The organism is Burkholderia sp. Bp8991 (genome assembly GCF_003853795.1).
GTDB lineage: Bacteria > Pseudomonadota > Gammaproteobacteria > Burkholderiales > Burkholderiaceae > Burkholderia.
The window spans coordinates 121,985-139,269 of record NZ_QTQJ01000004.1; the positions used below are offsets into that span (position 1 = coordinate 121,985).

Annotated in this window: 17 protein-coding genes and 1 pseudogene; 8 read left to right on the plus strand and 10 right to left on the minus strand. The window is 63.5% G+C overall.

What is annotated here, in order from left to right:
* Positions 1-37 precede the first annotated feature (37 nt).
* Positions 38-1,195: a M20 aminoacylase family protein gene (locus DIE02_RS06005; RefSeq protein ID WP_124485259.1), complete on the minus strand. Its 1,158-nt coding sequence runs from the start codon at positions 1,193-1,195 to the stop codon at positions 38-40.
* A gap of 561 nt (positions 1,196-1,756) precedes the next feature.
* Positions 1,757-2,020 (minus strand): hypothetical protein, encoded by a 264-nt coding sequence (locus DIE02_RS06010; RefSeq protein WP_185702595.1) that lies wholly within the window; start codon positions 2,018-2,020, stop codon positions 1,757-1,759.
* Positions 2,021-2,257: 237 nt separating this feature from the next.
* Here DIE02_RS06010 and DIE02_RS06015 point away from each other — a divergent pair, with 237 nt between their 5' ends.
* From DIE02_RS06015 to DIE02_RS06030, 4 genes are all read left to right on the plus strand, one after another.
* A complete protein-coding gene (locus DIE02_RS06015) occupies positions 2,258-2,641 on the plus strand; it encodes a cytochrome c (RefSeq protein ID WP_124485258.1) in 384 nt (127 codons plus the stop codon).
* A 302-nt stretch (positions 2,642-2,943) separates the two neighbouring features.
* A complete protein-coding gene (locus DIE02_RS06020) occupies positions 2,944-3,582 on the plus strand; it encodes an SGNH/GDSL hydrolase family protein (protein ID WP_260427234.1) in 639 nt (212 codons plus the stop codon).
* 161 nt (positions 3,583-3,743) lie between these two features.
* Positions 3,744-4,106: a hypothetical protein gene (locus tag DIE02_RS06025; protein WP_124485256.1), complete on the plus strand. Its 363-nt coding sequence runs from the start codon at positions 3,744-3,746 to the stop codon at positions 4,104-4,106.
* Between the two features lie 52 nt (positions 4,107-4,158).
* Positions 4,159-4,686 (plus strand): hypothetical protein, encoded by a 528-nt coding sequence (locus DIE02_RS06030; RefSeq protein ID WP_260427235.1) that lies wholly within the window; start codon positions 4,159-4,161, stop codon positions 4,684-4,686.
* Between the two features lie 630 nt (positions 4,687-5,316).
* Here DIE02_RS06030 and DIE02_RS06035 read toward each other — a convergent pair.
* Entirely contained in the window at positions 5,317-6,117 is an 801-nt protein-coding gene (locus DIE02_RS06035; RefSeq protein WP_124485255.1) for a hypothetical protein, read from the minus strand.
* A gap of 618 nt (positions 6,118-6,735) precedes the next feature.
* The gene (locus DIE02_RS06040; RefSeq protein ID WP_185702596.1) at positions 6,736-7,620 is read right to left on the minus strand and encodes a LysR family transcriptional regulator; all 885 of its coding nucleotides are present in this window, start codon (positions 7,618-7,620) and stop codon (positions 6,736-6,738) included.
* A gap of 77 nt (positions 7,621-7,697) precedes the next feature.
* On the opposite strand from DIE02_RS06040, the gene DIE02_RS06045 reads away from it, so the two are divergent.
* The 3 genes from DIE02_RS06045 (at position 7,698) to DIE02_RS06055 (ending at position 10,407) form a co-directional block, all read left to right on the plus strand.
* The gene (locus DIE02_RS06045; RefSeq protein ID WP_124485253.1) at positions 7,698-8,999 is read left to right on the plus strand and encodes an aspartate aminotransferase family protein; all 1,302 of its coding nucleotides are present in this window, start codon (positions 7,698-7,700) and stop codon (positions 8,997-8,999) included.
* Between the two features lie 86 nt (positions 9,000-9,085).
* The gene (locus DIE02_RS06050) at positions 9,086-9,955 is read left to right on the plus strand and encodes an AraC family transcriptional regulator (protein ID WP_124485252.1); all 870 of its coding nucleotides are present in this window, start codon (positions 9,086-9,088) and stop codon (positions 9,953-9,955) included.
* Positions 9,956-9,999: 44 nt separating this feature from the next.
* Entirely contained in the window at positions 10,000-10,407 is a 408-nt protein-coding gene (locus DIE02_RS06055; RefSeq protein WP_124485251.1) for a DUF2000 family protein, read from the plus strand.
* Between the two features lie 136 nt (positions 10,408-10,543).
* Here the strand turns inward: DIE02_RS06055 and DIE02_RS06060 are convergent.
* The 3 genes and pseudogenes from DIE02_RS06060 to DIE02_RS06070 form a co-directional block, all read right to left on the minus strand.
* Positions 10,544-11,347, minus strand: a pseudogene (locus DIE02_RS06060) (DMT family transporter); the annotation flags it as partial.
* 14 nt (positions 11,348-11,361) lie between these two features.
* Complete coding sequence (locus DIE02_RS06065; protein WP_124485250.1) at positions 11,362-12,348, minus strand: 2OG-Fe(II) oxygenase; 987 nt, start codon at positions 12,346-12,348, stop codon at positions 11,362-11,364.
* 36 nt (positions 12,349-12,384) lie between these two features.
* A complete protein-coding gene (locus DIE02_RS06070; protein ID WP_044846851.1) occupies positions 12,385-13,365 on the minus strand; it encodes a hypothetical protein in 981 nt (326 codons plus the stop codon).
* Between the two features lie 133 nt (positions 13,366-13,498).
* On the opposite strand from DIE02_RS06070, the gene DIE02_RS06075 reads away from it, so the two are divergent.
* On the plus strand, positions 13,499-14,350 hold the full coding sequence (locus DIE02_RS06075) for a LysR substrate-binding domain-containing protein (RefSeq protein ID WP_124485249.1): 852 nt from the start codon (positions 13,499-13,501) through the stop codon (positions 14,348-14,350).
* 186 nt (positions 14,351-14,536) lie between these two features.
* Here DIE02_RS06075 and DIE02_RS06080 read toward each other — a convergent pair whose 3' ends face one another.
* The 3 genes from DIE02_RS06080 to DIE02_RS06090 are packed head-to-tail and all read right to left on the minus strand — an operon-like array spanning position 14,537 to position 17,279.
* Entirely contained in the window at positions 14,537-15,238 is a 702-nt protein-coding gene (locus DIE02_RS06080) for an ABC transporter ATP-binding protein (RefSeq protein WP_044846849.1), read from the minus strand.
* Positions 15,238-16,011: a high-affinity branched-chain amino acid ABC transporter ATP-binding protein LivG gene (livG, locus tag DIE02_RS06085; RefSeq protein ID WP_044846848.1), complete on the minus strand. Its 774-nt coding sequence runs from the start codon at positions 16,009-16,011 to the stop codon at positions 15,238-15,240. The genes DIE02_RS06080 and livG overlap by 1 nt, the downstream gene beginning before the upstream one ends.
* The gene (locus DIE02_RS06090) at positions 16,008-17,279 is read right to left on the minus strand and encodes a high-affinity branched-chain amino acid ABC transporter permease LivM (RefSeq protein WP_044846847.1); all 1,272 of its coding nucleotides are present in this window, start codon (positions 17,277-17,279) and stop codon (positions 16,008-16,010) included. The genes livG and DIE02_RS06090 overlap by 4 nt, the downstream gene beginning before the upstream one ends.
* Positions 17,280-17,285 lie beyond the last annotated feature (6 nt).

Below are 17,285 nucleotides of genomic sequence, written 5' to 3' on the forward strand. Positions count from 1 at the left end.
TTTTTTTATGAATGCTTCGGTCGCGCGACGCTTTCCGTCAAACGCCGAGACGGCGACGCACGACTTCGTCGAAAATCGCGACGCCGATCGGCGCCACGTCGTCGTTGAAGTCGTATTCGGGGTGATGGCACATGTGACCGCCCTGCCCGAGAAAGAAATAACAACCGGGTCGCGCCTCGAGAAAGCGCGCGACATCGTCACCCGCCATCAACGGTGCCACGTCGGTCAGCACGTTCGCGGCGCCGACCACGGTATCGGCAGCCGCCATGACACATCGCGCCGGAGCTTCCGCATTGATCGTGGCCGGCGTGCCGTGCGAAATGTCGAGATCGATCGCGCATCCGTGCGACAGCGCAACGCCGTCGCAGATCTCTCGCATGCGCCGATGCACGCGTTCGCGCGCCAGCGGCGACAGCGCGCGCGTAGTGCCTTGCAGCGACGCGCGATCGGGAATGACGTTCGCCGTCGCCCCCGCAACGAACTGGCAGATGCTCAGCACCGCGCTGTCGAGCGGATCGATCGCGCGGCTGACGACGGTCTGCAATGCAGTGACGAGCAACGCGCCGATGGCAATCGGATCGACGCTACGATGCGGCGTTCCGCCATGACTGCCGGTGCCGCGAATCTCGATCGAGAAAAAATCCACCGCGGCAAGCTGCGATCCGACGCGCACGCCGATCTTGCCCGGTTCGAGCTGCGGATGGTTGTGCAACCCGTAGATTTCGTCGAACGGGAAACGCGCGAGCAACTGATCGTCGAGCATCGCCTGACTGCCTTTGACGATTTCCTCGGCCGGCTGGAATACCAGCACGACCCGCCCCTTGAACTGGCGATGGCCGGCCAGCAGCTTCGCCGCGCCGAGCAGGATCGCGGTGTGTCCATCGTGACCGCAGCCATGAAACAGTCCGTGATGGACCGAGCGATAAACCGGCCGGCCTTCCTCCTGGATCGGCAGCGCATCCATGTCGGCGCGCAACGCAATCGTGGGGCCCGGCCCGCCGTTACCGTCGATCACGCCCACCACGCCGGTACGGCCGATTCCGGTATGCGTATCGATGCCGAACGAGCGCAGCAACTCCGCGACGAACGCTGCCGTGCCGGTTTCCTGAAACGCGATTTCCGGACGACTGTGAATCTGTCGACGCCACGCTTTCATGTCCTCGGACAGTGCGGCGACGGGTGTACTGATCTGCATGGAACGATTCCTCGGGGATTGCTGCCGCGCGGCAAGCGCGACGTGGCTGAACGAACCTGTCGAACAAGGCTCGACGTTCGCCTGATTCTAGGAATCGCAAAATATGCGGTCCAATGCAAAGTTTCGGCATTTCCTATGCAGAGAGCACATAGGCACGCGACGACACCGACGGATTGGTCGGCCGCCATGCGCAGCGACCTCCGTGAGCGCAAATGCAGTCGCCAGATCAGATAGCCGCCGAATTGGTAGACACGCTACCTTGAGGGGGTAGCGGCGAAAGCTGTGCGGGTTCGAGTCTCGCCGTCGGCACCAGAACACGGTTGCACCGTGTTTCGGGCGCGTTAAAAGAACCGCGAAAGCGCAAGGCTTCGCGGTTCTTTTTATTGCATCGGCAAGGCGGGCCGATGCGTGGACCGGTGCGTCATCGAAGAACGAGACGCAGCTGGCGGCCGGCGTCGCGCCATCGATGCGCGAAACGGCGGCCCGGACACGTGATGCGCGCCCGCCAACACGGCGTCGCAGGCCGCGTCCGACGGCGATCCGGTTGAATGCTCGAGTGAATCAGATTGCGCGTTTCGGCTCGCGGACTGCTCGCACGAGCGTGACGCGCCAGCATCCAGCCGCCGCCAGCGACAACCCGATCGCAACGAAGATCGCGACGCGCACGCCTCCCCCCGGGGTCTGCGCGGTGCTCATCAGCGCGCCGAAGATCGCCACGCCGAATCCGGAGCCGCTTTGCCTGCTCGCATTGAGCACGCCAGCCGCGATGCCCGCACGGCTCTTCTCGACGGCGCCCATCATCGCGGCCGTGACGGCCGCCTGCAACGCCGGTTGGCGGCGGTAGCGGCTGTCGGCTGTCGGCAGCGGAGCAATTGCTGCTTTCGCTTGCGCGTGTCGGTGTCGATTTATCCAATCCGCAGTTAGAACAGGCAATCAACGATTGCGTAGCCAACCTCCAATCAGGCTGATCGGCCAATTTCCATGTACGGCCAAGAGCGACCATTCCACGATCACGCGTTTATACTCCCGGGCACAGCAATCTGCGTGACACGACAAGGCCAAATGAAAACAAGAGAATTGTTGATCGCTTCGCTAGGAGCGTTGGTATTGACTCAACCTTCACCATCCTTCTCGCAAAACATTAACGGGAAAAATCTCTATATACAAAGATGCGCGATGTGCCATGGCGCAGATATCAGGGGCACCGGGCCATTGGCCAAGAAAAGCAATCCTGCCACGCCTGACCTCACAACTGCTGCGTTCAAAAAGCGACTCCATGATTATCCAGGCGTCATTGTTTCATCGGTAATACTTCGTCCGAACGGGGACCTGATTCCGAGAACTTTGAGGGAGAACGGCGTAAAGCTTGCGCCGCACTCCTGGACCGTTCAGGATTTTCGCGATCTGAATAACTACATGAGTGACGTGATTTCCAAAAGCCGATGATTCCGTGTTGACCGTCTGACCGCGATGGGTCGGGTACTGTCGGATTCGGAAGCATCATCGGCAGAGCGCATTGCCGGCTCATCGTCGGGGCCGGGTTCGGCCCAGACCGTGTCAAAACGTGCATGGGGCTACCGTTGTTCCTCTTCTGATCTGAACTGAAAATGTTGCCACTCTACAAGTTTGTCCTCGGCCCAATTCTGGTGATACAGGCACGCAGGCTAAGGCGAACGGCGCTACGCCTACCGGAGGCAGCAGGGCCTCGTTGCGGGAGGGAAGGCTCGCGAGAGGCCCTGCAACCGGCCTTGCGAATTCTGGTTGTCGGTGACTCGTCGGCGGCAGGAGTGGGGGTCGACGATCAGGTACAGGCATTAGCGCAACCGGTTGCCAAAATGCTGGCTATCAAACTGGGCAGGCCCGTTACATGGCAACTGGTGGCAAAGTCGGGGGTCAACACTGAAGAGTCTCTAGCGCTATTAAGGCAGAGCGAATTACAGCCGGCGGACTTTCTCGTGACCGCATTGGGTACTAACGATGTAACGTCGCAACGTTCGCCACGCCAGTTCCTGCAAGACTATCGGCGACTGGTTGAAGAAGTCCGCCGTCGCACCGGCGCATTCGGTCTGGTAGCAACAGGGCTACCGCCATTGCGAATTCTGCCAGCGGCGCAGCACCCGCTGCGCTGGTACCTGGGCCGATATGCCGCGTCTCTGGACCGCACGCTGCGGCGGTGGATTAGCCAGGACGCTGCCGCGCGCTATATATCGCTTGATTGGGCAGCAAAGCCGCTCGAGATGGCCCGTGATCGATTTCACCCCGGGGCTGGGCAATATCGCTGTTGGGCTGAGCTCGTCAGCGAGCAGATCGTGGATTTACTGGCTAAGGACTCCGGGCCAGTGGTCGATCTGGGCATGTGCAACGTAAAGCTTGAACGTCCGCTGTAGAGGAAAGCGACTGGCTGAATCCGCCGTCGGCTACGGCCGACCGCGTCGGGCGGCAGTCGGCCAGAAGCAGACATTCGACACGCCGCCCCGAATCGTCGACAATCGATCGCGCTCACCGCGCCCTGCCGAATCGTCATCTAATAATCTATCGCTAACCAACCATGCACGCCTCGTACAACATATTTCTTGCGGTAGGAATTTTGTTGGTTGCAGTGCTTCGAGCGATGCGCTGGCGAAGTGAAAAGGCACAGGGTCTGAGTCCTGCTCAGTTCGCGCGTGAGAACGGCACCTCACCGCAGAAGCTGCGAGCGACGGGCAAGCAGATGCGCTGGCTTGGCAGGATATTGCTTATCGTCCCGTTCGTTCTGGGATTGGGATTAGCAATTCACCCCAAATCATCGGGGAGCGTTCTTGCAGCAGAATTCATAGGCTATGTGATCATCTTTGGCGGTCTCGGGCTTCTTTTTCTGTGGATCGCACGAAAGAACGAAGCGCTTGCACGCGACATAGAAATGCTTCCTTGAACACTGGTGCCTGATGCACTTTTGGTGCGATGCGCACGCAGGCTACCCTTAGATGTCCGTTGGGGAGCACATTCATCGTCCGCAACGGGTCGATCTGCGCCGGTCGCGCGTCACAGGGCGGCGGCCGGCCGCGTTCGGCCACGAGCGGATGGTCGACGTATGTGCCGGATTCGTCGACAATCAGCGGCAACGGACGGCGACTGTCGTTCAACAAACCTTCTGCGACATGACGCGCGAATTCCTCGTCATTTTTCAGTACCACGAGCCTGAGCCACGGCAGCTATTCGAGCGTGGAGTGGTCGAAGACTATGAATCTACGACCGGTGTTTTCATCGCGGCGAACTCAGCAGATGACGCTTTGATTTGGTGCGAGGCAATCGCACAAGAGGTCCTTTGGCGCTGCAATGACGACAGGTCGTTAGATTGGAAGCACTTGGGATATTTGCGCTGGATTGAATCCGATCCCGACACATCATCATGGAGTCATTGTTTGGACTTCTTTCAGCATGTGCGGGTCGGAGAAATGCCGAACTTCGATGCCATGGGTACTGACGCGTACGCTAGGTGGCAGAAGCGATAGCGCGATCATCCCACCACACGCCGTCCCAATGACCGATCTTGAGAAATGCGAGGGACCGCTTCGGGTCGATCTGCGCCGGTCGTCTGTCACCGGGCGGCGGTCGGTCGCGTTCGGCCAGGAGCGGACTTTGGTGGGCGCCGGAGAGCTGTCACTCGAATGTCGGCTTTGTCCACGAAAAGGACCTTTGCATAGCTGCAGCAACCCAGGCTTCTGCGTGTGCTCGCATGTTGCCACCTTGAAAGAACTACTGATTTTTGTAAGTCGCTATCAAACGTATTGCTGTCGAGCGCCAACTCAGGCGCATCTGGATACTGATCTCGTGCTCACAAGTTGCGCTTTACGCGGCGCATACATGCCTCAGAAACGCCACGGATCCCTGCAAGGTACTGCGATGTAACTGTCGTTCGGTCTCACGTCCCGCAATGTCTGAGAAGGGGCGGTAACTTTCCGTCACGCTCCGCACTTGGCAGCCACCCAGGGCGTTCCAGAAATACCTAAGTCGTTTGCAACGCAACGACGCACACCAGCGATCGCACGTGATGGAGAAGACGAAAACGGTAATCACGCGTTCGCGCAAGGCGACCCGTATTGACCTGCCTCGCTCCATCTCGTCTCGCGCAATCGTTACAATCAAACCTTGCCCACCAACGCACGGGCTGCAGGCTCGTCGGGATGTGCTGCTATATATTGACCAATTGCGGCCCTGACAAAGTCATGTTGGGCGGCGTTCGATCTGAGTCCCCAGAGCGCAGAGGCCATGTAGATGAGTTCAATCGCTTTCGCGTTCCCCCATTGCTGGCGAACCCAGTGCAGGTCGCCCTTCGGTCCTTTTTCGACCTCTTTTTCGATGGCAACCAACACCTTGGCATTATTGCCCTCGTTCGCATAGGACCGAAATGCGTCAAGAATGACCAGGCAATAGCGTGAATCGCCAGTCGCAGAGCTCGCTCCCCACAGCAGGTCGAAGTCGGATGGCGTCTGTGCCCGTATCATGCCGAGCGATGCTGGAAGTTTGTCCAGTTCGGGTGACTTGAGCCCCGCTGCCTGCATGCGCGCCGCAACCGCTTCCGCTTTTTGGGCCTGTCCGGCCAGGCGCAACCCAATTGCAACGGACCATAGAACACGCGGATCGACGTCAGTGGTGACAACTGCGTTGACGCTACCCGGATACCTGGAAAAAAACGCCGCGAGAAAACCGGCCAACGGCGGGTAGCTCGCAGCATTGCCGACGTATGGTGGTTTGCTGAAGTCCTTGAGAATCTTCGCCACCGCTTCCGTGCTCGGCGCCCGGTAGAAATACTTTATCTCCTTGTCGAGCGTTGTCGGCAATGTTTGAGCTTTTGCGCCTCCCACTAAGCCGCCATCGACCGCAAGGCCGCAGCATGCCGCGACGACAATTGAAGCTACGATCCACCTGGGTATCAAAGCCATGTGTGCTCCCGGCTGTTTCCTGTCGCTGGACGACATCACCGCTCGTGTGCGCCGGTCGAATGAGCGAGTCTACCCGCACTCCGCCAGTGGACAATTCGCCGCGACGTTGCGCGCGTTCGCCGTTATCGTCCGCGCCTTCAGACCCGCAGCCATTCACAAGGATTATTGATCTACATCGCTCCGAGATGCCAAGGCGGACTTACCCGACATTGTCGCTACCTTGCCAAGGCTTGCGGAACGGGGCAGCGAGATATCGCTGTCAATCAAACCGGGGGTGTCGAATGCCCCGCGCTATCTACAGAACTCGGTAGATGGTTACTGAGCCGCCGAATGGCCATATTCGATGCGCCCAGGAAATCGCGCGGGGCGAGCAACCATCGGTCAGATTCGATGGGCGGTCCGCTTGACTTCGGAAGCGGTCGTTAATGTCGGGCCAACCTGACTGTCCGCACCGGGTCGGCATCGGCCAGTCCTGAAAAGATCGAGCGTAGGTCGTGGCGTAGCTTCGTGTGCCGATCCCTATCAGACAAGGCGCAGGTACTGCTGCATCAGCATTCCCCCTCTCCATCAGAAAACGGCGCATCGCTCGACCGATCACCCACACGCCCTACCCCGCCCTCACAGCACCGGCAAGACCGCCCGAATATGCTCCGCGAACGCCGTCGTCAGATGCGACGGCCGCTTCCGGTCGAACCGCAGCGTAATGCCGACCGCCGGCAGCGGCGGCAGTCCGCGATCGCCGGCGAGGATGGCCAGATCCGCCGGCACCGCCGTCTGCGTCATCACCGCGAACGCCTGCCCCGAACGCACCAGCGCGGTCAGCCCCGCGAGGCTGCTGCTCGCATACGCGACGCGATAATCGCGGCCGGCGCGACGCAGCGCCTCACAGGCCGCAATATGATCGAGCGTATCGGGATCGGACAGCGCGAGCGGCAACGGATCGAACCGCGCGGCATCGAGCCCCGGATAACCGATCCAGACCAGTTGCTCGCGGCGGATGAAGTCGCCGTCCGAACCATCGTCCGGCACGGACACCATTGCCAGATCGACCGCCCGCTTGTCGAGCTGTTCGAGCAGCCGCGGCGTCGGCCCGCACACGACTTCGACGATCGCCTGCGGATGCTGGCTCGAGAACTGCCGCAGCAGCGAAGGCAGGAACACGCCCGCGTAATCGTCCGGGCAGCCGAACCGGATCGTGCCCGACAACCCGGTGCCGCACAGGTCGGCCATCGCCTCGTCGTGCTGCCGCAGGATGCGCTGCGCATGCACGAGCAGCCGCTCGCCGGGATGCGTGAGCAGCACGCCGCGCCCGGTGCGCTGGAACAGCGGCTGGTCGACGCTTTCCTCGAGCCGCCGCATCTGCTGGCTGAGTGCGGACTGCGTGCGGCCGACCCGCGCCGCCGCGCGGCTGAGCGAGCGCACTTCGGCGATGACGACGAACGAGCGCAGCAGGTCGATTTCGAGCGAACGTGCCAAGGTATTAGCTCCTTTTCTACCTTGCATAAGAACTATTCGTTTCCATAAAACCAGACCGGCGCCTAGACTGCAAGCGATCCTTGGCCCTTGTCCGGAGAAGCCCGATGTCCCTGAACGACGACGCAACCTTCTGGCACAACGCCAGGCAGCACCTGATCCGCTACGGCGGCACGTTCGAGCCGATGATCATCGAGCGCGCGCAAGGCAGCTTCGTCTACGACGCGGACGGCCGCGCGATCCTCGATTTCACGTCGGGCCAGATGAGCGCGGTGCTCGGGCACTGCCACCCGGAGATCGTCTCCGTCATCAATGAATACGCGGGCAAGCTCGATCACCTGTTCAGCGGGATGCTGTCGCGCCCCGTCGTCGACCTCGCGACACGCCTCGCCGACCTCACGCCGCCCGGGCTCGATCGCGCGCTGCTGCTGAGCACCGGCGCGGAATCGAACGAAGCGGCGATCCGGATGGCGAAGCTCGTCACCGGCAAGTACGAGATCGTCGGCTTCGCGCAGTCGTGGCACGGGATGACGGGCGCGGCGGCATCCGCCACGTACAGCGCCGGCCGCAAGGGCGTCGGGCCGGCCGCCGTCGGTTCGTTCGCGATTCCGGCGCCATTCGCGTACCGGCCGCGCTTCGAGCGCAACGGCACCTACGACTATCTCGCCGAGCTCGACTACGCATTCGACCTGATCGATCGCCAGTCGAGCGGCAACCTCGCCGCGTTCATCGCGGAGCCGATCCTCAGCTCGGGCGGCATCATCGAACTGCCGGAAGGCTACATGGCGGCGCTCAAGCGCAAGTGCGAGGAGCGCGGGATGCTGCTGATCCTCGACGAAGCGCAAACCGGCGTCGGACGCACCGGCACGATGTTCGCGTGCCAGCGCGACGGCGTGACACCCGACCTCCTCACGCTGTCGAAGACGCTCGGCGCGGGGCTGCCGCTCGCGGCGGTCGTCACGTCCGCGCGGATCGAGGAACGCGCGCACGAACTCGGCTACCTGTTCTACACGACGCACGTGTCGGACCCGCTGCCGGCCGCGGTCGGCCTGCGCGTGCTCGACGTGGTGCAGCGCGACGGCCTCGTCCAGCGGGCGAACGTGATGGGCGACCGGCTGCGGCGCGGGCTGCTCGACCTGATGGAGCGCTTCGACTGCATCGGCGACGTGCGCGGGCGCGGCCTGCTGCTCGGCGTCGAGATCGTCAAGGACCGGCGGACGAAGGAGCCGGCGGACGGCCTTGGCGCGAAGATCACGCGCGAATGCATGAATCTCGGGCTCAGCATGAACATCGTGCAGTTGCCCGGCATGGGCGGCGTGTTCCGGATCGCGCCGCCGCTGACGGTCAGCGAAGCGGAAATCGATCTCGGGCTGTCGCTGCTGGAACAGGCGATCGCACGCGTGCTGTAACCCCGCCGCCCGTCGCTGCCGCACGAAGCGCGTACGATCTGCGTACACTATCCGGCAGGCAACGACGACGGGCAGCGAGGCGAGCGATGGCAAGCGCGGCAAACGACAACGGCACGAACGAACACTGGCTCGTCGCGCGCCGCGATCCGGAAACGGGGATCGAAAGCCTGCGCGCGCATTTCAGCGGGCATGCGTACGATCCGCACGATCACGACGACATGCTGATCGGCTTCACGGAACAAGGCGTGCAGCGTTTCCAGTGTCATCGGTCGCTGCACACGAGCGTGCCGGGCCGCGCGATCCTGATCGAACCGGGCGCGCTGCACGACGGCCATGCGCCGGAAGCCGGCGGCTTCACCTACTCGATGCTGTACCTGCCACAGGCGTGGGTCGAACGTGCGGCACGCCGAATCGATCTTCCCGGCCTGAGCGGCGTCGAAGCCGCGTTCGGCCATACGCTCGTCGACGATCGCCGCCTCGTCGACGCGATCCGCCACGCGTTTCTCGCGATCCACGGCAACGAAGGCAAGCTCGCGCGCGACCAGACGCTCGACCGTCTCCTCACGCGCCTCGGCGGTCAGTTGCGCGATTCGGTCACGGCAAGCGCCGACACGAGCACGGGCACCGTGCCGCCGGCGATCGTGCGCGTGCGCGACCTGCTGCACGCGCATCTGGACGGCAATCTCGGCCTCGACGAACTCGCCGAGCGGGCCGGCATCGATCGCTTCCGGCTCACACGGCTGTTCCGGCGCGCGTACGGAACGTCGCCGCACGCGTACCTGGTTCGCCTGCGCCTGCGCGCGGCGCGCCGGCTGCTCGCGGCGGGCCGCACGCCGGCGCAGGCCGCCGCGGACGTCGGCTTCGCCGACCAGAGTCACCTCGGCCGCTGGTTCCGCCGCGCGTACCGGATGACGCCGGCCGCCTATCGGCGGATGTGCACAAACGTTCCAGACTGATCGCGCCGGCCATCCGATCATGAGCGCTTCAACGAGGAGCACTCATGTTCGATACGAAAGTGGCATTGATCGTGCGCGACGATCTCGCGGCGTGGCAGAAACTCAACGTGGTCGCATTTCTCGCGACGGGCGTCGCGGCCGGCGCGCCCGAAGCGCTCGGCGAGCCTTACGAGGATGCGGCCGGGAATCGCTACGGCCGCATGTTCGGCCAGCCGATGCTGGTGTTCGCGGCCGATCTCGACGGCCTGCAGGCCGCGCATCGGCACGCGCTGTCGCGCGAAGTCAGGATCGTGCCGTACGTGCGCGCGATGTTCTCGACCGGGCACGACGCGGCCAATCGCGAAGTGTTTCGCGCCGGGGACGCGACGAATCTCGATCTGGTCGGCCTTGCATTGCACGGGCCGAAGAAGGCCGTGGATAAAGCCGTGAAGGGTCTGGCGTTGCACGCGTGAACCCGGCGTCCGGCTCGCTGCCGCGGGCCGCTTCCATGCCTGGCCGACGCGTCCGGCCGAACCGTTCGCCGTGCTTGCTGGCGAGCCACACGCCGAGCGCGACGACGACGATGCCGAGATAGGTCGTCACCGGAATCCGGTCGCCGAACATCCACGCGGCCCAGGTCAGCGTCACGGGCGGTTCGAGATAGACGAGCGTCGCCACGCGCGTCGCGGGCATGCGCTTGAGCAGCGCCCATAACGTCAGGTAAGCCATGAACGTCGAGAACACCGTCAGCCACACGACGGACAACCAGACGTTCGGCTGCGTCGGCACATGCAGATCGCCGGTGACGAGCCCGCATGCCGCGAACAGCACGAGGCTCACGCCCCCCTGCACGAACAGCGGCAGAAACAACCCGTCCTCGTTGCTGCGCGCCGTCGTGAGCGCGCGCCGCCGCTGATAGATCGTCGCGATCGACAGCCCCAGCGCGGACACCAGCGGCAGCAGGTACATGACGATGCCGACCGATTCGGTCGGCAGCGCGTATTGCCCGCCGATCACGATGCCGACGCCGATGAATCCGAGCACGAGCCCGGCCCACTGGCGCGCGCCGCTGCGCTCGCTGCCTTCGAACGTCGTCATCGCCGCCGTGATGAGCGGCTGCAACGCCGCGACGATCGCCGCGATGCCCGGCGGCAGCCCATGCTGGATCGCGACGTAGACGCAGGCCAGGTAGAGGAACTGCGACAGAAAGCCGATCACCGCATGATAGCGGATCTTTTCCAGCGTCAGGCGCCCGAGCCGCCTGTTGAGGACGATCGCCAGACAGAGCGTGACGAGCAAAAAACGCCAGAACAGCAGGTTGAACGCACCGGCCGTCTCCGCGCCGAGCTTGGCACCGATGAAGCCGGAACTCCACGACAACACGAACACGAGCTGGATCAGGAAAAGCTGCATCGGAACGGCGCCCCTCAGAACGTGACCGTGGATGTGCGCGCGTCGCCCAGCTCTTCGAACCGGATCGGTTCGAGACCGAGGCGAAGGTACTGCATCGCCGCGTCGTCGCGAAGGCTGCGTTGCAGTGCCAGCCAGTTGACGACCGTGCGCGGGATGCCGTCGTCCGACGCGAGATGCCAGAAGCCGTTGTCGTCCTCGCGCGTGTACGGGCAATGAAACGACAGCACCAGCGACATGCGCCGCCCTGCCTCGACTGGTTCGACGCCATGAAACAGCTTGCTGCCGTAGATCAGCAGCGCGTCGCCCGCCTGGCTCAAATCCGCCGTCTTCACATGTGCGCGTTCGCGATCGTGCCGATCGAACGTGTCGGCAGTCGATTCGTAAAACAGAAAGTTTCCGCCCTCGTATTCGGATCGATCCGACAGCACGATGTTCAGCACGAAACTGGTGCCGTCGGTGTGCCACATGCCGACCTGTTCCTTGTCGTCGCGCTCGCGCGTCGGGTAGTAATAGTTGAACTGCGAGCGCGCATTGATCATCGGATACGGGATCAACGGCGCGCCGGCCAGACGCGACAGCCGCAGCAGGAACGCGCGGTCGTGCATCATGGCGTCGATGAAGCGCGAGCGGTTCGTCACCGCACGCACCCGCTTCGAGATGATCCAGTTGCTGTGCGACGCACTGCGTTCCAGCGTGCGGCCGATCTCGCGCAACGCGTGAACCGCTTCGTCGGAGAACAACCCGCGCAGGCTGCACACAGCGTTGAGCGCGTTCGATTGCGTGCCGCGCATCGGCACGTCGCGATAGCCGAGATCGTCGAGGTTGCGGCGATACCGCACCTGATAGCCGTCGCGCAGGAAGCCGCTCGTCCAGCGCATCCGTTCCGCAACGGTAACCGTGTCGTCCACGACATTCGCGTCGCCGGCCAGTGAGGTCCGCAGCGCAAGCCTCACCCGATCGAACCCGCGCGCAAACACCGGCAGTGCATTTCCCTTGTTCATCGCGTGCCTCGCTCTCGTCGTTGCGGCCCCGGGGCGCTAGCCCTTGAACTGCGCAATCTGGTACACGACGCTGCCGTCCCCGCTGCGCAGCTCGTCGATCACCCGACAGTTGCCGTGACTGCTGCGCACGTGGCGGAATTGCTCGGGCGTGTATTTCAGGCAGACGTTGGTGATCAGATGCCCGTGGACGCCGGCCTTCGACACCGGCTGCAGCGTAACCGCAACGTGGAACTGATCGCCCAGCAGGTTCAGCCGGACGATCGACACGTCATGCTCGCCGTGCGGCTCGAAGCCCTGCTGCCGGCTGACGACTTCGGAGAACCGCACCATGTTCTCGTTGCGGTAGAAGTCGTAGATGTGCGCTTCGCGGCCTTCCACGAACAGCTGCATCTCCGACACCACGTAGGTCGACTTGCCGCCGAGATTACGGATCAGCCGGCCGATCGTCACCGGCAATTCGTTGCCTTCCTGGAACCCGAGCATCGTGATGAAGGTCATGTCCTGGCCCAGATCGATGTGGTTCCACTGCACGTTCCGGTAGTCGTCGGCGATGTAGTTGAAACAGCCGGGCGTCTTCAGGAACGGCATGATCGCGTCGCGCATCGCGTGTTCCGACGACTCGTTGATATCGACCGCCGTGTAGCGCAGATGGTCCGGCCCGCCGCCGCTGACGCCCTTCATCAGTTCGGTCGTCTTGACCGGCTCTGGCCCGAGTTCGATGTAGTGAACATGGCGGCCGCGCGACAACGTGGCGAGACGCTCGCTCAATGCACCGATCGCTTCGCGCAACGATCCTTTTCCGTTGCGATCCGCACATAATGCAGGACTCCGAACCCCCAATTCGTTCAGGTTCCGCATCAAGGAGAAGACTTCACGCCCCGCCTCGCGTTGCCGCGCGGCATCGTCCGTGCGCTGCAACGTCGAATACTTCTCGTGATTCTCGACCGTCCATACCGACTCCGCCTTCAGCTTCCTGTCCCGCACCAATGCATCCACTACAAAATCATTGATAGACATGAATCGTTCCCCGGGATACGTGTCACGCTCGATCGAATGCCTGCCGTCGTCCGCCTGTTGACCCGAGGATAGGGAGGCGCAATAATTCCGTCAATCGACATTACCTGAATCACTGATTCGGAAAATCAAAATCATGCCGCGCACCCTGGACGTCGACCTGCTGCGTACCTTCCACGCCGTCGCGAAGCTCGGCCGCTTCAAGGATGCGGCCGCGTATGTGAATCGCAGCCCGTCGTCGGTCACGGCACAGATCCAGAAGCTCGAGGAGATGGTCGCGCAGCGGCTGTTTACGCGAAACAACCAGGCCGTCGAGCTCACGCAGTTCGGCCACAAGCTGCTCGGCGACACCACCGAGTTTCTGTCGAGCCACGACCGGCTGGTCGAATCGCTGTCGCCGCAGATCCTGACCGGCAAGTTGCGGCTCGGCATCCCCGATTCGTATGCCGCGCATTTCATGGCGGAATTCCTGCCGCGCTTCGCCGCCGACCGGCCGTTGCTCGAACTGACCGTCGAAGCGCGCTCCAGCGAGGAACTGCAGCAGCTGTTTTCCCGCGGCCAGCTCGACATCACGATTGCCGTCGTGCCGAAAGCGCTGCCGCACGCGGAACTGCTCAGCAAGACCCATCCGGTGTGGGTCGCCGCGCGCACGTTCAAGTTCAATCCCGACGCGCCGCTGCCGATCGCCGTGCAGCTGCAGGGATGTCCGTACCGCGACACCGCGCTGAACGCACTGAAGAAGGCGAAGATCGCGCACCGGATGCTGCTCGAGAGCGCGAGCTCGCCGGCGGTCGAAGCGTGCATCGCGAATGGCCTCGCGGTCGGCATCATCGAGCACGACCGTGTGTCCGGCAACCTGACGAGCAACGTCGCGGGGATCGCGCTGCCGGATCTGCCACCGCACCTGATCACGATCCTCACGGACGACAGCAATCGCGCCGCGCTGCATTTACGCGACGTGCTGAAAAGCACGTTCAGGATCAGCTAGGGTAGAAGAGTCATCAGCAGGTCGAGGCCGAACCGCTGCTGATAGAGGTGTTTCGCGTCGCCGTAGTGATTTTGCGTCGATCCGAGTGCTTCGCCAGGTGTAGTCGAAATTGCTACGATCGAAGCCGAATCGGCTACACCATTCCCGTAAACCGCCAGCCCATTGCAGGCCGGCGGCTTTCTCTCGTCAACCGCCGAGATACGCCTGCTTGATGCGGTCGTTCGCGAGCAGGTTCGCGCCCGTGTCGGCGAGCACCACGCGCCCCGTTTCGAGCACGTAGCCGCGATCGGCCACACCCAGCGCCTTGTTCGCGTTCTGCTCGACCAGGAACACCGTGACACCCTCGTCACGAATCGTCCGGATGATGTCGAAGATCTGCGCGATCACGAGCGGTGCGAGGCCGAGCGTCGGCTCGTCGAGCAGCAGCAGGCGCGGCTTGCTCATCAGCGCCCGGCCGATCGCCAGCATCTGCTGCTCGCCGCCCGACATCGTGCCGGCCCGCTGCGCCGCGCGTTCCTTCAGGCGCGGAAACAGCTTGAACACGTGCTCGATGCCATCGTCGATTTCATGACGGCTCGCGAAGAACCCGCCCATCTTCAGGTTCTCGAGCACCGTCAGGCTCGGGAACACGCGCCGTCCTTCCGGCGAGATTGCCATCCCCTGCCGCATGATCTGGTGCGTCGACATCGCAGTGATGTCGTTGCCCTCGAACAGCACGCGGCCCGACGACGCGCGCGGCGTGCCGCATACGGTCATCATCAGCGTCGTCTTGCCGGCGCCGTTGCTGCCGATCAGCGTGACGATCTCGCCCTTCTTCACCTCGATCGACACGCCCGCGAGCGCCTCGACCGCGCCATAGTGCGTATGGACCTGTTCCAGCTTCAGCATCACTCTTCCCCCAGATACGCCTTGATCACGCGCGGGTCGTTGCGGACCGCTTCCGGCGTGCCGATCACGATCGGCCGGCCGTGCTCCATCACGAGGATGCGGTCCGACACGCCCATCACGAGGCTCATGTCGTGTTCGATCAGCAGCACCGACACGCCGAACTCGTGGCGCAGCTTGTCGATCAGGTGCTGCAGCTCGATCTTTTCCTGCGGGTTGAGACCGGCCGCCGGTTCGTCCAGCATCAACAGGCGCGGCTCGGTGATCATGCAGCGCGCGATCTCCAGACGCCGCTGGTGCCCGTACGACAGCGTGCCCGCCTGCCGGTTGGCGACCGACTTCAGCCCCATCCGGTCGAGCCACACGGCCGCGCGTTCGAGCGCTTCCTTCTCGGCGCGACGATACGCGGGCGTCGAGAACAGGCCCGGCAACAGCCCCGACTTCACCTTGCGGTGCTGCGCGACGAGCAGGTTCTCGACCACCGTCAGCGACTTGAACAGGCGGATGTTCTGGAACGTGCGCACGAGGCCCTTCAACGCGATCTGGTGGCTCGGCAGCCCGGCGATCGCGTGGCCGTCGAGCACGACGTCGCCGCCGGTCGGCTTGTAGAAGCCGCCGACGCAGTTGAACACCGTGGTCTTGCCCGCGCCGTTCGGCCCGATGATCGCGAACACCTCGTTGCGGCGCACGTCGAAATCGATGCCGTCCACCGCGAGCAACCCGCCGAAGCGCATCTGCAGCCCGGCGACCTTCAACAGTTCCGTATTCGCGCTCATTGCGGCAGCTCCACGTGGGGACGGCTCGCGGGCAGCAGGCCCTGCGGACGCCACATCATCATCAACACCATCACCAGACCGAAGATCAGCATCCGGTACTCGGCGAAGCCGCGCGCGACTTCCGGCAGCACGGTCAGCAGGATCGCCGCGAGAATCACGCCGAGCTGCGAGCCCATCCCGCCGAGCACGACGATCGCGAGGATCAGCGCCGACTCGATGAAGGTGAACGATTCAGGATTCACGAGGCCCTGACGCGCCGCGAAGAACGCGCCGCCGATGCCCGCGAACGCCGCGCCGAGCGTGAACGCCGACAGCTTGATGCGCGTCGGGTTGAGACCCAGCGAGCGGCAGGCGATCTCGTCGTCGCGCAGCGCTTCCCACGCGCGGCCCATCGGCATGCGGATCAGGCGGCTCGTCACGAACAGCGTGAAGCCGACCAGCACCAGCGCGATCAGGTACAGGAAGATCACCATGTGTTCGCCGCTGTATTCCAGCCCGATCAGTTCATGGAAGGTCTTCGCGCCTTCGACGCTCGCCGAGCGCGCCATCTCGAAGCCGAACACCGTCGGCTTCGGAATGCTCGAGATGCCGTCCGGGCCGCCGGTGAGGCTCGTCAGGTTGTTCGCGAGCAGGCGGATGATTTCGCCGAAGCCGAGCGTGACGATCGCAAGATAGTCGCCGCGCAGGCGCAGCACCGGGAAGCCGAGCAGGAAGCCGAACGTCGCCGCGGCGATCGCCGCGATCGGCAGGCACTCCCAGAACGACAGCCCGAAATACTGGTTCAGCATCGCGTACGTATAGCCGCCGACCGCGTAGAACCCGACATAGCCGAGATCCAGCAGCCCCGCGAAACCGACCACGATGTTCAGCCCGAGGCCGAGGATCACGTAGATCAGCGCGAGCGTCGCGACGTCCACCGCACCGCGCGAACCGAAGAACGGCCACACGAGCCCGACCGCGAGCAGCACCCAGATGATCGCGCGCTGCTGCTGCGCGCCCATCGCGGGCATCGCCGGCAGCTTCACCGCCGATTTCGCGCGCACGAGCCACGGCTTGAACAGCTGGAACAGGAACACGGCCGCGACCGCGATCCACACCGGACGCCAGTGCGGCGTGAGCACCACCTGATAGCCGTCGAGCTTCAGCTGCAGGCCGAGCACCGGAATCGTGAGGATCGCCGTCAGCAGCGCGGCGGCCGCGGCGTTCTTCAGCGCCTGGCCGACCGACGCGTCGGCGGCCGGGCGGCGAACGGAAATGACTTGACTCATCTGCGT